Here is a 14,669-nt window from a genome sequence, read left to right on the forward strand (position 1 = left end):
GCCTTGGATCATACTCTTGAACGGAAAATGACAGCGGCTCGGGTAGAATCGCGTATTCGTCAATTCACTTCCGGTTAGCTATTTTATCCATGCACATTCATATCCTCGGCATCTGCGGCACCTTCATGGGCGGCCTGGCCGTCCTGGCCAAGGAGGCGGGCCACCGCGTGACCGGTTGCGACGCCAACGTCTATCCTCCGATGAGCATTCAGCTGGAAGCCCAGGGGATCGAACTGATCCAGGGCTATGGCCCGGAACAGGTGGCGCTGAATCCCGACCTGTATGTGATCGGTAATGTCATGACACGCGGCAATCCGCTGATCGAAGAGATCCTGAACCGCGGCCTGCCGTATGTCTCCGGCCCGCAGTGGATCGGCGAACACATCTTGCGCGAAAAATGGGTGCTGGCCGTGGCCGGCACGCACGGCAAGACCACGACCACCTCGATGCTGGCCTGGATCCTGGAAGACGCGGGCTATGCGCCTGGATTTCTGATCGGCGGCGTGCCGATGAATTTCGGGGTCTCGGCGCGCCTGCATGGCGACAAACCGAGCGACTTCTTCGTGATCGAGGCCGACGAATACGACACCGCCTTCTTCGACAAGCGCAGCAAGTTCGTGCACTACCACGCCAAGACGGCGGTGCTGAACAACCTGGAATACGACCACGCCGACATCTTCCCCGACATCGGTGCCATCGAGACCCAGTTCCACCATCTGGTGCGCACCGTGCCGGGCGTGGGCCGGCTGGTCGTGAATGGCGATGAGGCGTCGATCGGCCGCGTGCTCAAACGCGGCTGCTGGAGCGACAAGGAAAGCTTCGGCTCGGCCGACGGCGTCGACTGGGCCATGGTCGAGCATCCGGGCGGCGCCAGCTTCGACGTCCTTTTCAAGGGCGAACTGCAAGGCACCGTGGGTTGGGACCTGACGGGCAAGCACAACCGCTCGAACGCGCTGGCCGCGATCGCCGCCGCCCGCCACGTCGGCGTGCCGACCGCCCAGGCAATCGACTCGCTGGCGCGCTTCCAGAACGTGAAGCGCCGCATGGAAGTGCGCGGCGTGGTCAACGATATTACGGTGTACGACGATTTCGCCCATCATCCGACGGCGATCGCCACCACGGTCGGCGGCCTGCGCCAGAAGCTGGGCACGGGCGGGCGCATCCTGGCCGTGCTCGAACCGCGCTCGAACACGATGAAGCTGGGCGCCATGAAGGATGCGCTGCCGGGCAGCCTGAAGGATGCCGACCTGGTGTTCGGCTTCGGCAGCCAGCAGGCGCTGGGCTGGTCGCTGGCCGACGCCTTGACACCGCTGGGCAAGATCGCGCACAGCTTCGACCAGATCGACTATATGGTGCAGGCCATCGTGCAACAGGCGCAACCGGGCGACCACATCCTCGTGATGAGCAATGGCGGCTTCGGTGGCGTGCACCAGAAGCTTCTGGACGCCCTGGCGCCATGAGCTCGTCGCCTTACCTGCTGTACCTGCACGGCTTTCGTTCCTCGCCGCGCTCGTTCAAGGCGCGCGTGGTGCAGGAACAGCTCGAGCAGGCCGGCCTGGGCGAAAGACTGATCTGCCCGCAGCTGCCGGCGTCGCCGAAGGCGGCGATCGACCTCGCGCTGGCGCTGGTGGAACGACTCGCGCCCGCCAACCTGGCCATCGTCGGCTCGTCGCTGGGCGGCTTTTATGCGACCTGGCTGGCCGAACGCCTGGGCGTGCGCGCGGCCGTCATCAATCCTTCCGTCGATCCGACCCGCAATCTGGAAAAGCACGTGGGCGTGACCACCGCCTGGCACTCCGACGAACCGTTCGAATTCCGCCAGGAGTACATCGGCGAGCTGCACGACCTGCGCGTGGCGCGGATCACCCGCCCCGAGCGTTACTTCCTGCTGGCCGCGACCGGCGACGAAGTGCTGGACTACCGCGACATGGTGGCCCACTATGCTGGAGCGCGCCAGCACGTGATCGAGGGCAGCGACCATGCGATCTCGGAATTCCCGCAGTATGTGGATGAAGTGCTGGCGTTTTGCGGTCTCGGGCCGGTGGGCGCGGCGCAGTGAAGGGGAAATCGTTGCGCCTGGCTGCCTGGCAGCCGCATGCGCGCGCGGTGCGCGCGCCTGAAGGCATGCACGACTGGCTGGTCACACCCGGTTCGCTGACGGCGCGCCTGGTGGCCAGCAGCGACGCGTTCCGCGTGCGCCGCCTGCACCAGCGCAGCGCCACCTGTCTGGCAGACGAGGCGCAGGCGATCGGCCTGGCGCGTCCACAGCGGGCCTGGGAACGCGAAGTGCTGCTCGAGTGCGACGGCGAGCCGGTGGTGTTCGCCCACACGGTGGTGCCGATGGATTGCGACGCCACCGATTGGCCGCTGTTCTCGGCGCTGGGCGAGCGTTCGCTGGGCACCACGCTGTTCTACGATCCGCTGGTGCGGCGTGGACAACTGGAATTTGCGCGCTTGTCTGCCGACCATCCGCTGGTGCGCCGTGCGCACGCGGCGCTCGGCGGGCAAGGCGCCACCGACACGACTATTTATTATGCGCGGCGCTGCGTCTATCGCCGCCGTCAAGGCCTGCTCCTGGTCACCGAGGTATTCTTGCCGGCGGTACTGACCCTGGGAGCGGCTGCAACCATGAAGAACATTACTTAATATGAACGTATTTTTCGAGGAATCGGGCGACTTCAAGGTCGGCGCCATCCTGTCGCAAGCGGGCGAGGCCTACCAGGTGGAGATGCCGAGCGGTAAGCGCACCAAGGTCAAGACGCGCGACGTGCTGCTGCAGTTCGACAAGCCCGAGCCGCAAGCCCTGCTGGATGCGGCCAAGGCGATCGTTCTTGATGTCGATCTCGACTTCCTGTGGGAAGTCGCGGGCGAAGAAGAATTCGGTTTCGCCGAGCTGGGCGCCGAATACTTCGGCCACGCGCCGCTGCCGCACGAAGCGGCCGGCCTGGTGCTGGCCCTGCACGGTTCGCCGATCTATTTCTACAAGAAGGGCCGCGGCCGCTACAAGGCGGCGCCGGAACAGTCGCTCAAAGCCGCGCTGGCCGGCATCGAAAAGAAAAAGCAGCAGGCCATCGTCCAGGCCGGCTATGTGGAAGAACTGAAAGCGGGCAAGCTGCCCGCTTCGATGCAGCAGATCGTGCACCAGCTGCTGTTCAAGCCCGACAAGAACACCATCGAATACAAGGCCTTCGAGACGGCCGCCAGCGAACTGCAGACCAGCGCGCCGCGCCTGATGCTGGACGTCGGCGGCCTGGCCTCGCCCAAGGAGCTGCACATGGGCCGCTTCCTGTTCGAGCACTTCCCGCGCGGCGCCGGTTTCGCGCCCGTGGAGATCCCGAAGGCGCCGGGCGACCTGCCGCTGGCCAACGTGGCCGCCTTCTCGATCGACGACGTCACTACCACCGAGATCGACGACGCCTTCTCGGTCGTGCGCCTGGACGACGGCAGCGTGCAGGTCGGCATCCACATCGCGGCGCCGGGCCTGGGCATCCGCCCGGACGACGCGATCGACAAGATCGCCCGCGCGCGCATGTCGACCGTGTATATGCCTGGCGACAAGATCACGATGCTGCCGGACGAGGTGGTGAATGCCTTCACCCTGGCCGAGGGCAACGATTGCCCGGCCTTGTCGCTGTACGCCGTGCTCGATCCGAGCGACTGGAGCGTCAAGTCGACCACGACCCGCGCCGAGCGCGTGCCGGTCAAGAACAACCTGCGCCACAACGACCTCGATCACGTGGTCAATGAAGAAACGCTGGAGAGCGGCGCGGGCGACTATCCGCACAAGGACGAGCTGGGCCTGCTGTGGAAGTGGGCGCTGCAGCTGGAAGCGGGCCGCATGAAGAAGCGCGAGGCCTTCGGCCTCAAGCCGGAACAGGCGAACCGGGTCGACTTCAATTTCTACGTCGAGGACGACGTGGTCTCGATCGTGCGCCGCAAGCGCGGCGCGCCGCTGGACAAGATCGTGGCCGAGCTGATGATCTTCGCCAACAGCACCTGGGGCAAGCTGCTGCACGACTCGGGCGTGCCGGGCATCTACCGCTCGCAGACGCCGGGCGCCGGCGGCTGGGCCGCCAAGATGCAGGTGCGCATGGTCACGCACGCGGCGCCGCACCAGGGCCTGGGCGTGGACCAGTACGCCTGGAGCACCTCGCCGCTGCGCCGCTACACCGACCTGGTCAACCAGTGGCAGATCCTGGCCGCCGCCGAACACGGCGTGACGGCGCCGCTGGTGGCCCCGTTCAAGCACCGCGACGCGACCCTGTTCGCGATCGTCTCGAGCTTCGACGCGGCCTATTCGGCCTATAACGACTTCCAGCAGAACATGGAGCGCTACTGGTGCCTGCGCTGGCTGGGGCAGGAGAACGTCAAGCAGGCCGACGCCGTCGTGCTGAAGGACGAGCTGGTGCGCCTGGTCGACGTGCCGCTGGTGGTGCGCCTGACCGGCATGCCCTCAGCGCCGCGCGGCGCCCAGGTGAAACTCGACATCGTGCGCTGGGACGAGATCGACCTGCAGCTCGAAGCGCGCCTGCTCGAAGTGGCGTCCGCCGAACCGGATGCATCGCTCGACTACGAGGAAGAAGCGGACACCGGCGAAGCGGCCGTGGCCGAGGTGGTCGAGGCCGAAGGCGCGGTGGCGGCGGTCGATACCGGGGATGCGCCGCAGCCGGCGCCGGCGTCGGCGCAGTAATCGGCGAAGTAGGGCATGGATCGTGGTGGACGGTTGCACCGTTCACCACAGCTGTTATCGAAGCAACCACGTTCCGCATCCCCCGCATTGTTCACCCTCCCTCATCCGTTCGCGCCGGGTTAGAATGGATCAATTCTCTGATTCAATTGCCCCACCAGGCCACCCGTAGCGCGTGAAGTCCTTTCTCGAAAACCGTCCCCTGATGATCGCCCTGGCCGTATCGGTGGCAGCCCACGCCGGGCTGCTGGCGCTGCGGTTCGCCGCGCCGGAGGCGTTCCGCCACCAGCCGGCCGATCCCGGGCTGGAAGTGGTGCTGGTCAATGCCAAGCACGACCGGGCGCCAGCCAGGGCCGATGCGCTGGCCCAGGCCAACCTGGATGGCGGCGGCACGGCCGAGGCGGGCCGCGCCAAGTCGCCGCTGCCCGACCTGCGCAAGGTCGAGGATGGCGACAGCATCAAGGCCCTGCAGCGGCGCATTGCCGAATTGGAGCGGCTGCAGCAGAACGTGCTGACGCGCGCCCGCAGCGGCGGCGATTTCACCGCGCCGCCGGTCACCGAGCGCGACAAGCCCGATCCGACCCGCCAGGGCGCCGACAACCTCGACACCACGCGCGCCATCTCGCGCACCAGCGCCGAGATCTTCGAGCGTATCGAGGAAGAAAACCGCCGCCCCAAGCGCACGCAAATCACGCCCAGCACGCGCCAGGTCGGCTATGCGCTGTACTACAAGGCGATGCAGAAGCGCATCGAGGAAGTCGGCACGCTGAACTTCCCGCAACAGGCCGGCCGCAAGCTGTATGGCGACCTGGTGGTCTACATCCCCGTGTTCCAGGACGGCACCCTGTACCTGGGCGATGGCGGCCCGCGCGTCGAGCGCAGCTCGGGCAACCCGGCCCTCGACAAGGCGGCGCTCGAGATCGTGCGTCGCTCGGCCCCGTTCGGCGCCTTCCCGGCCAATATGCGCACCCAGGGCAAGGACGACCTGTGGGAAGTGTTCACCCGATTCCGTTTCACCCGTGAGGACAAGATGCAGGCAACCCTTGGAGAAGCCGCCAAATGAGCCGCCCCGTGACCGATCAATACTGCGTCATCGGCAATCCGATCGCCCACAGCAAATCCCCGCAGATTCACGCCGCCTACGCGCTGCAGACCGGCCAGGATCTGGCGTATGAACGCTGCCTGGCGCCGCCCGACGGCTTCGAGGCGACGGTGCGGCGCCTGGTCGCCGAAGGTTATCGGGGCGCCAACGTCACGCTGCCGTTCAAGCTCGACGCGGCGCGGCTGGCGACCCGGCTGGCGCCGCGCGCCCAGGCCGCCGGCGCCGTCAACACGCTGATGTTCGACCAGGGCGAGATCGTCGGCGACAACACCGACGGCCCCGGCCTGGTGGCCGACATCGTGCGCAATGCCGGCGTGCCGCTGGCCGGCAAGCGCATCCTCTTGCTGGGCGCCGGCGGCGCCGCGCGCGGCGCGCTGCTGCCGCTCTTGAGCGAAGACCCGCGCCAGATCGTCATCGCCAACCGCACGCTGGCGACGGCCGAACGGCTGGCGGCCGACTTCGCGGCGCATGCCCACCGGCTGGCGGTGAGCGGTTTCCAGGACGTGGAGGGCGGCTTCGACGTGGTCATCAACGCCACCTCGGCCAGCCTGGCGGCCGACGTGCCGCCCGTGCCGGCGGCGGTATTCGGCCCCGGCGTGCTGGCGCTGGACATGATGTACGGGAAGGAGCCGACCGTGTTCATGACATTCGCCGCGCGCCATGGCGCCGATGTGCGCGACGGCCTGGGCATGCTGGTCGAGCAGGCGGCCGAAGCCTTCCTGCTGTGGCGCGGCGTGCGGCCGGAGACCGGCGCCGTGCTGGCCGCGATGCGCCAGGCGGGCTGACCATGGCCAGGTCGCGCAAGGCCGCGCCGACGCGGCGCCGCTGGATCAAGTGGATTTTTTTGGCCCCGCTGCTGCTGGTGCTGCTGGTCCAGTTGTATTTCTTTGCGATGGTGTGCTGGTATGCGCAGTTCAACCCCGGCTCGACCAGCTTCATGCGCGAGCAGCTGTCCCAGCTGCGCGAAAAGAATCCGAACGCGACCCTCAAGCACCAGTGGGTGCCGTACGAGCGCATCTCGCGCAACCTGAAGCGCGCGGTGGTGGCCTCGGAAGACGCCAACTTCAGCGTCCACGGCGGCGTGGACTGGGAAGCGATCGAACGCGCCTACGAGCGCAACAACCGGCGCAGCAAGGTGGTCGGCGGCGGCTCGACCATCACCCAGCAGCTGGCCAAGAACCTGTTCCTGTCCGGCTCGCGCAGCTATGTGCGCAAGGGACAGGAAATGGTGATCGCCTTCATGCTCGAGACGGTGATGAGCAAGGAGCGCATCCTCGAGCTCTACCTGAACGTGGTCGAATTCGGCCGCGGCGTGTTCGGCGCCGAGGCGGCGGCGCGTTACTACTACAAGACCTCGGCGGCCAACCTGACCCAGGCCCAGGCCGCCCGGCTGGCGGTGATGCTGCCCAATCCGCGCTATTACGACAAGCACCGCTCGACCAATTACCTGGAACGGCGCACCAACGCCATCCTGCGCCAGATGCGTTTCGCCGAGGTGCCTTGACGCGAAATGTCGTTACTGAGTTGGCTCAGTGCACGGCGAACGGTTACACTTGCGCTAATTTTTCTCACCCGGCCAGAAAATAGCGAACGAGACCCGCGCATGATCAACGTATTTGTCCTCCAGAATGGCCGCCTGAACCAGGCAACGATCGCTTCCCGGCAAGACCTGGAAAACGTCGCGCCGGTGTGGGTCGACCTGACCGATCCGGACGAAGAAGAGCGCACCTGGGTCAAGTCCAAATATGGCGTCATCTTGCCGGGCGAGGACGAAGTCCAGGACATCGAAGCCTCGGCGCGCTACTACGAGGCCGAAAACGGCGACCTGCACCTGCGCACCGACTTTTTGCTCGAAGAAGAAGACGGCCCGTCGCGGGTGATCACGGTGGCCTTCATCCTGTCCGGCAAAATCCTGTTCTCGGTCCATAACGACGATTTGCCCGTGTTCCGCCTGGTGCGCATGCGCGCGCGTTCGCGGCCCGGCTCGATCGAAGACTATATGGACGTGCTGCTCGACCTGTACGCGACCGACGCCGAGTATTCGGCCGACGCGCTGGAAGGCATCTACGAAAGCCTGGAGGAAGTCTCGACCCGGGTGCTGCAGAAGGAATTCACCGACAATGACGCCGCCGCCGCGCTGAACGCCATCGCGCACGAGGAAGACTTGAACGGCCGCATCCGCCGCAATATGATGGACACCCGGCGCGCGGTCAGCTTCCTGATGCGCGGCCGGCTGCTCAACTCCGACCAGTTCGAGGAAGCGCGCCAGATCCTGCGCGACATCGAGTCGCTCGACGGCCACACGTCCTTCCTGTTCGACAAGGTGAACTTCCTGATGGACGCCACCGTCGGCTTCATCAACATCAACCAGAACAAGATCATCAAGATCTTCTCGGTGGCCTCGGTCGCCTTCCTGCCGCCGACCCTGATCGCCAGCCTGTACGGCATGAACTTCGCCCTGATGCCGGAACTGAACTGGCGTTTCGGCTATCCGTTCGCGATCGCCCTGATGGCGGCCAGCGCTGTGGCGCCGCTGTTGTACTTCCGGCGGCGAGGATGGTTGAAGTGAAGCGGCAATGAAAACGGCGCACCTCGGTGCGCCGTGTTTTTTAGCGTTGAAGCGTTCTCAGCCGATCCGCTTGAACACCCGCCGCGCCGCCTCGATCGTGGCATCGATCACGGCATCATCGTGCTGGATCGACACAAACCCCGCTTCGAACATGGCCGGCGCAAAATACACGCCTTCTTCCAGCATGCCGTGGAAGAAGCGGTTGAAACGCTCCTTGTCGCCCGCCATCATCTCGCTATAGCTGGACGGCACGTCCTTCGAGAAGTAGAAACCGAACATGCCGCCCACCGAGTCGCCGCAGAAGTCGATGCCGGCTTCCTGGGCGGCGGCGGTCAGGCCAGTCACCAGCCGATCCGCGGTCGCGGTCAGCTTTTCATAAAAACCTTCTTCCTGGATCAGCTTCAGGGTGGTCATGCCGGCCGCCACCGCCACCGGATTGCCCGACAGCGTGCCGGCCTGGTACACCGGGCCGATCGGGGCCATTTTCTGCATCAGGTCCGCGCGCCCGCCGAAGGCCGCCACCGGCATGCCGCCGCCGATCACCTTGCCCAGCGCGGTCAGGTCGGGGGTGATGCCGTACATGCCTTGCGCGCCTTCGAGGCCCACGCGGAAGCCGCACATCACCTCGTCGAAGATCAGCACCGCGCCATGTTCGGTGCACAGTTCGCGCATGCGCTGCAGGAATTCCGGGGTGGCGCGGATCAGGTTCATATTGCCGGCCACCGGCTCCACGATCACGCAGGCGATGGTGTCGCCCATCGAGGCGAAGGCGTCTTCCAGTTGCGGGACGTTGTTATAGTCGAGCACCAGGGTGTGCTTGACGAAGTCTTCCGGCACGCCGGCCGAGGTCGGGTTGCCGAAGGTCAGCAGGCCGCTGCCGGCCTTCACCAGCAGCGAATCGGCGTGGCCGTGGTAGCAGCCTTCGAACTTGACGATCTTGTCGCGGCCGGTGGCGCCGCGCGCCAGGCGCAGCGCGCTCATGGTCGCCTCGGTGCCGGACGAGACCAGGCGCACCTGTTCGATCGACGGCAGCAGGCGGCAGATCTCTTCGGCGATCTCGATCTCGCCTTCGGTCGGCGCGCCGAAGGACAGGCCGTTGGCAGCAGCGGCCTGCACCGCCTCGACCACTTCGGACCTGGCGTGGCCCAGGATGGCCGGGCCCCAGGAGCCGATGTAGTCGATATAGCGCTTGCCGTCGGCGTCCCAGAAATGCGGGCCCTTGGCGCGCTCGATGAAGCGCGGGGTGCCGCCCACCGAGCGGAAGGCGCGCACCGGCGAGTTGACGCCGCCGGGCGTCGATTGCTGGGCGCGGGCGAACAGGGTGTCGTTGCGCGAGGTGGATTGTTCAGTGGTCATGATAGCTGCTTCGTGATTGAAAAGAACCCGTCCCGGCGCAGAACGCCTAGGGGCGGAAGAATTTACTGGGAATGAACTTGCCCATGCCGAAGCGCTGCGCATGCTCGAGCGCGCCGGTGGTGTATTCCTGGGCCAGGACCAGCGCCTGCGGCGCGTCCATGCCGCGCGCCAGGCAGGCGGTGAAGGCGGCCGAATAGGTGTTGCCGGCGCCCAGGAAGGGGCCGGGCAGGTGCTGCCATTCGACCCGCGCGACTTCGCCGCCGGCGTCGTACAGGCGGTTCGAGCAGGCGCCTTGTTCGTCGCGGCTGCCGGTCACCAGCACGTAATGCAGGCCGCTCGATGTGAGTTCGGCCACGTCTTCTTCCAGGTCGCCGTCCTTGCCGTCGGCGCCATCGCGCCACAGCTCGGCCATGCGGCCCAGTTCGGACTGGGACAGGATCAGGGCGGTGGCCTGCGGCGTCAGGATCGAGCGCAGCGCGGACAGCATTTCCTCGTCGCCCAGGCCGGCGTCGGGCAGGGCCGACAGGAAGGGATCGAGGACCAGCGGCGCGTCCGGGTAGTCGGACACGATCTCGGCGATCGCGGCCAGGTGCAGGGCCGAGCCGACGGCGCCGACCTTGAAGGCGGCGATCGGCATGTCTTCCAGCAAGGTGCGCGCCTGCTCGGCCATCCAGTCGCTGTCGAGCTCATACATATTTTCGATGCGTGCACTGTCCGACACCAGCAGGCCGGCGATGGCCGACAGCCCGTGGCATCCGAGGGCGGCGAACGCGGCGCAATCCGCCTGCACGCCGATGGCGCCGACCGGATCGCAGACGCCGAAGCTCAGGATGAGGGGGAACGTTTGGTTTTGCACGTCGGGTAGATTAAGATGCCGGATTCCGATTCCACATTTTACTAGATACAAGGACCAATACTGTGAGTACCGAATCCACCGCGCCTTTCCAGACCTGGATGTGCCTGATTTGTGGCTGGGTCTATGACGAGGCTGTCGGTGCGCCCGACGATGGCATCGCTCCCGGCACGCGCTGGGCCGACGTCCCGATGAACTGGACCTGTCCGGAATGCGGCGCGCGCAAGGACGACTTCGAAATGACGGCAATCTGAAACAGCCAACATGCAAGAATGATCACAGTGTGATCAGCTTGATAATGGCATCTCGTCCACTCTCGGGATGCCATGTTACGCAGTAGTTGACTCGCTGCAACACTTTGCGCACAAGAAAGATGCGCTGTGCTATCGTGGCGCTTCAAGCCGAAGTGAAACGAAAATGACGACATCGCCGCAATCCCCGGCCCTGACCATCATGGTGATCGACGACAGCAGCACGATCCGCCGCTCCGCCGAGATTTTCCTGAACCAGGCCGGTTACCAGGTGGTGTTGGCCGACGACGGCTTCGACGCCCTGGCCAAGATCAACGACCATCATCCGGCGCTGGTGTTCTGCGACATCCTGATGCCGCGCCTGGACGGTTACCAGACCTGCGCGCTGATCAAGAAGAGCGCGCGCTTTCGCGCGACGCCGGTCCTGATGCTGTCGTCCAAGGACGGCCTGTTCGACCGCGCGCGCGGCGCGATGGTCGGCGCCAGCGCCTATCTCACCAAACCCTTTACCAAAGACAGCCTGCTGGCGGCGGTGCGCGAGCACGCCATGCCCCAGGCCTGACCCGACCTTTCTACCGAGCCGGAGCCGTAAGTGGCCATCAACAAGATCCTCATCGTCGACGATTCCCCGACCGAACGCCTGTACCTGACCGACATCCTGGTGAAGAACGGCTTCGCCGTCAGCACCGCCGTGAATGGCGACGAAGCGATCGAGCGCATCCGCGCCGAACGCCCCGAACTGATCCTCATGGATGTGGTCATGCCGGGCTCCAACGGCTTCCAGGTGACGCGCGCCATCGCGCGCGACCCGGAGCTGGCGGCGCTGCCGGTCATCATCTGCAGCAGCAAGAACCAGGAAACCGACCGTATCTGGGGCCTGCGCCAGGGCGCGAAGGATTACCTGGTCAAGCCGGTCGATCCCGAGCGCCTGCTGGCCAGCATCGCGGCCATGGCGACCGCCGGCGGCGTGAACGCATGACCGGCGTGGCGGAGGCGGGCAAGGAGAGCGACGAGGGCGGCCGGCGCGATCCCGCGGCGCGCCGTACCCGCCTGCGCCAGTACCAGGAACAGCTGCTGGAAAAGATGCAGGCCGCCAAAGCGGGCGGCGGCGGCGGCGCCGGCCAGCTGGGCCTGGCGATCGGCGGCACGCGCTACCTGGTCGACCTGCTCGAGGTCGGCGAAATCGTCGCGCCCGCGCCCCTGACCGCCGTCCCGCTGACCCAGCCCTGGTACCTGGGCCTGGCCAATGTGCGCGGCAGCCTGCTGGGCGTGATCGACCTGGCGCGCTACCTGGGCGAGGAAGCCGCGCCCGATGGTCCCGCGACGCCGCGCCTGGTGGTGTTCGCTCCGCAGCTCGGCTTCAACTGCGCCTTGCTGGCCTCGAACGTTTTCGGATTGCGCCAGGCCAGCGCGATGGAACGCGCGGGCGACGCCCTGCGCGACGCCGACGGCAACACATGGACGCCGCTGTCGCTCGCGGCGCTGGTGCGGGAAGAGCGTTTCCTGCGGGTTGCAGGCTAACTCGCAGGCTAACTTGCACGCTACAACAACCACACTCACAGCAGGAAACAGGGAGCAGCAATGGGATTCGCTTCGAAACTGACCACGAATTTTTTCGCCAAGGGTGATGCCGCCATCGATGCGGCCATGCCCGGCGAGTCCCCGCTGGACCCCGACGGCGGCGGGTCGGCCGCCGCGGCCGCGCGCCGGCTCGGTGGCTTTCGCAGCCGCAGCGCGACCGAGGCGCTGGCGGCGGAAAGCGCCGACGACCTGCGCGCCGTCCCGATCGGCGGGCAGTTCCAGCCCGGCCGCCTGAACCTGCTGCTCGGCGCTTTTGTGGGCGGCGTGCTGCTGACCATGCTGGCGGCCTGGCAGAATTCGGCGATCGATGCCCGCCTGGCCGGCCAGAGCCAGGTGACCGGCGACGCCGTGATGCACTCCCAGCGTTTCGCCAAGGCGGCGCCGATCGCGCTGCGCGGCGACGCCGCCGCCTTCGACCAGCTCGAGGACAGCCGCACCCAGCTGGGCCGCGAACTGGACCTGCTGGCGCGCGGCGGCCAGTCGCCGACTGGCCGCATCCCGGCCGCCAGCGGCCCGCGCGCCGAGCGCCTGCAAAAGGCGATCGTGCTGTGGAACGCCTCGTCCAAGGCTGCCGCCAACATCATCGCCAACAAGCGCAACCTGCTGGCCTTCGGCGTCAGCCTGCGCCAGTACGAAGAGGTGGGGCCAGAGCTGACCGCGATCGCCGAGCGCCTGCAAAAGGACGCGTCGAGCGACGCCCGGCGCCAGGTGGCGGCGCTGAGCATGCAGTCGCTGGCCCAGCGCCTGTCGGCCGGCACCCAGACCTTCACCACCCCGGGCTCGGCCCAGAACGCGGTGACCTACATCATGGGCGACATCGAGTCGCTGAGCGCGATCATCGACGGCCTGCTCGATGGCGGCGGCAAGCTGGGCCTGGCGCCGCTGACCGACCTCGAACAGCGCATGCGCCTGGCGCGCACCCGTGACAGCTTCGACGAGTATGTCAAGACCATCACCCCGCTGCTGGGCAACCTGACCAACTACGCCAGCGCGCGCGCCGCCGAGCGCGTGATCTCGCGCGACAGCGAACAGCTGCGCGTCATGCTGGCGGAGTTGCACCACGATTACCAAAGCGACCAGGCCGGCACCAGCGGCTGGTTCTGGCTGACGGTCGGCGCCGCCCTGTTCACCCTGGTGGCGGCGCTGGGCATCTCGCGTGCCATGCTGCAGGACGCCGCCTCCCGCGCGCGCGCCGCCGACGAGCGCCGCCGCGAAGCGGAAGCGATGCGCCAGCTGGCCCAGGCCAAGGAAGAAGAAGCCAAGGCCACCAACGACCAGAACCAGGCCGCGATCCTGCGCCTGATGAACGAGCTGCAAGAAGTGGCGGACGGCGACCTGACGGTGCAGGCCACGGTGTCGGAAGACATCACCGGCGCGATCGCCGACTCGGTCAACTACACGGTCGAGGAATTGCGCGAACTGGTGGTGCGCGTCATCAAGACTTCGGAGCAGGTGGCGCGCGCCTCGAACGGCGCGCAGCAGGTCTCGACCGAGCTGCTGGGCGCGGCCGAGCGCCAGTCGCGCGAGATCCAGGAAGCGTCCAGCACCACGATGAAACTGGCCGGCCTGATCACCGACGTGTCGCGTTCGGCCCTCGAATCGGCCAGCGTGGCGCGCCAGTCGGTGGCGGCGGCGGAGCAGGGCGCGACCGCGGTGCAGAACGCGATCGAAGGCATGCAGGAGATCCGCGAGCAGATCCAGGAAACCTCGAAGCGCATCAAGCGCCTGGGCGAATCCTCGCAGGAGATCGGCGAGATCACCGAGCTGATCTCGGACATTACCGAGCAGACCAACGTGCTGGCGCTGAACGCCGCGATCCAGGCCGCATCGGCCGGCGAGGCCGGTCGCGGCTTCTCCGTGGTGGCGGAAGAGGTGCAGCGCCTGGCGGAACGCTCGGGCGAGGCGGCCAAGCAGATCGGCGCGCTGGTGCGCACCATCCAGACCGACACCCATGACGCGGTGGCGGCCATGGAAAAATCGACCCAGGGCGTGGTCGAGGGCGCGCGCCTGTCGGACGCCGCCGGCGCCGCGCTGTTGGACATCTCGCGCGTGTCGAACCGCCTCGGTGAACTGATCGGGGACATGTCGAACGCCACCGAGCGCCAGGCCACCAAGGCCACTGGCGTGGCCGACAAGATGCAGGAAATCCTGTCGGTGACCGAACATACGCAGCAGGGAACGCGCCAGACCGCGCAGTCGATTCATGAACTGGCCACCCTGGCCCAGGAGCTCAAGGATTCGGTGTCGCGCTTCCGCGTGGTATCCTGAAC

At 66.6% G+C, this 14,669-nt stretch carries 15 protein-coding genes; 13 read left to right on the plus strand and 2 right to left on the minus strand.

Going from position 1 to position 14,669, the window contains the following annotated elements; genetic code table 11:
- Positions 1–89 precede the first annotated feature (89 nt).
- From mpl to corA, 8 genes are all read left to right on the plus strand, one after another.
- Positions 90–1,460 (plus strand): UDP-N-acetylmuramate:L-alanyl-gamma-D-glutamyl-meso-diaminopimelate ligase, encoded by a 1,371-nt coding sequence (gene mpl / locus DIR46_RS17160; RefSeq protein ID WP_109346316.1) that lies wholly within the window; start codon positions 90–92, stop codon positions 1,458–1,460.
- Entirely contained in the window at positions 1,457–2,059 is a 603-nt protein-coding gene (locus DIR46_RS17165) for a YqiA/YcfP family alpha/beta fold hydrolase (protein WP_109346317.1), read from the plus strand. The genes mpl and DIR46_RS17165 overlap by 4 nt, the downstream gene beginning before the upstream one ends.
- 11 nt (positions 2,060–2,070) lie before the next feature.
- Entirely contained in the window at positions 2,071–2,646 is a 576-nt protein-coding gene (locus tag DIR46_RS17170) for a chorismate--pyruvate lyase family protein (RefSeq protein ID WP_370659946.1), read from the plus strand.
- 1 nt (position 2,647) lies between these two features.
- A complete protein-coding gene (locus tag DIR46_RS17175; protein WP_109346319.1) occupies positions 2,648–4,690 on the plus strand; it encodes a ribonuclease catalytic domain-containing protein in 2,043 nt (680 codons plus the stop codon).
- A gap of 202 nt (positions 4,691–4,892) precedes the next feature.
- Positions 4,893–5,750 carry a TonB C-terminal domain-containing protein gene (locus DIR46_RS17180; RefSeq protein ID WP_109346320.1) on the plus strand — a complete coding sequence of 286 codons (858 nt, stop codon included), beginning with the start codon at positions 4,893–4,895 and terminating at the stop codon, positions 5,748–5,750.
- On the plus strand, positions 5,747–6,574 hold the full coding sequence (gene aroE / locus DIR46_RS17185; RefSeq protein ID WP_109346321.1) for a shikimate dehydrogenase: 828 nt from the start codon (positions 5,747–5,749) through the stop codon (positions 6,572–6,574). The genes DIR46_RS17180 and aroE overlap by 4 nt, the downstream gene beginning before the upstream one ends.
- A gap of 2 nt (positions 6,575–6,576) precedes the next feature.
- Positions 6,577–7,293: a monofunctional biosynthetic peptidoglycan transglycosylase gene (gene mtgA, locus DIR46_RS17190; protein ID WP_109346322.1), complete on the plus strand. Its 717-nt coding sequence runs from the start codon at positions 6,577–6,579 to the stop codon at positions 7,291–7,293.
- A gap of 99 nt (positions 7,294–7,392) precedes the next feature.
- Complete coding sequence (gene corA / locus DIR46_RS17195; protein WP_109346323.1) at positions 7,393–8,358, plus strand: magnesium/cobalt transporter CorA; 966 nt, start codon at positions 7,393–7,395, stop codon at positions 8,356–8,358.
- Between the two features lie 57 nt (positions 8,359–8,415).
- Here the strand turns inward: corA and hemL are convergent, their stop codons facing one another.
- The gene (hemL, locus tag DIR46_RS17200) at positions 8,416–9,714 is read right to left on the minus strand and encodes a glutamate-1-semialdehyde 2,1-aminomutase (protein ID WP_109346324.1); all 1,299 of its coding nucleotides are present in this window, start codon (positions 9,712–9,714) and stop codon (positions 8,416–8,418) included.
- A 46-nt stretch (positions 9,715–9,760) separates the two neighbouring features.
- Positions 9,761–10,570, minus strand: a complete 810-nt coding sequence (gene thiD / locus DIR46_RS17205) for a bifunctional hydroxymethylpyrimidine kinase/phosphomethylpyrimidine kinase (protein ID WP_109346325.1) — start codon at positions 10,568–10,570, stop codon at positions 9,761–9,763.
- Between the two features lie 98 nt (positions 10,571–10,668).
- Between thiD and DIR46_RS17210 the strand changes: the two genes are divergently transcribed.
- The 5 genes from DIR46_RS17210 (at position 10,669) to DIR46_RS17230 (ending at position 14,667) form a co-directional block, all read left to right on the plus strand.
- Complete coding sequence (locus DIR46_RS17210; RefSeq protein WP_040775196.1) at positions 10,669–10,821, plus strand: rubredoxin; 153 nt, start codon at positions 10,669–10,671, stop codon at positions 10,819–10,821.
- A gap of 163 nt (positions 10,822–10,984) precedes the next feature.
- Complete coding sequence (locus DIR46_RS17215; RefSeq protein WP_109346326.1) at positions 10,985–11,380, plus strand: response regulator; 396 nt, start codon at positions 10,985–10,987, stop codon at positions 11,378–11,380.
- Positions 11,381–11,410: 30 nt separating this feature from the next.
- On the plus strand, positions 11,411–11,797 hold the full coding sequence (locus DIR46_RS17220) for a response regulator (protein WP_109346327.1): 387 nt from the start codon (positions 11,411–11,413) through the stop codon (positions 11,795–11,797).
- Positions 11,794–12,339 carry a chemotaxis protein CheW gene (locus DIR46_RS17225; protein ID WP_109346328.1) on the plus strand — a complete coding sequence of 182 codons (546 nt, stop codon included), beginning with the start codon at positions 11,794–11,796 and terminating at the stop codon, positions 12,337–12,339. Before DIR46_RS17220 ends, DIR46_RS17225 begins: the two co-directional genes overlap by 4 nt.
- 60 nt (positions 12,340–12,399) lie before the next feature.
- Positions 12,400–14,667 carry a methyl-accepting chemotaxis protein gene (locus DIR46_RS17230; RefSeq protein ID WP_109346329.1) on the plus strand — a complete coding sequence of 756 codons (2,268 nt, stop codon included), beginning with the start codon at positions 12,400–12,402 and terminating at the stop codon, positions 14,665–14,667.
- Positions 14,668–14,669: the final 2 nt, after the last annotated feature.

The organism is Massilia oculi (assembly GCF_003143515.1).
Classification (GTDB): Bacteria; Pseudomonadota; Gammaproteobacteria; order Burkholderiales; family Burkholderiaceae_D; genus Telluria; species Telluria oculi.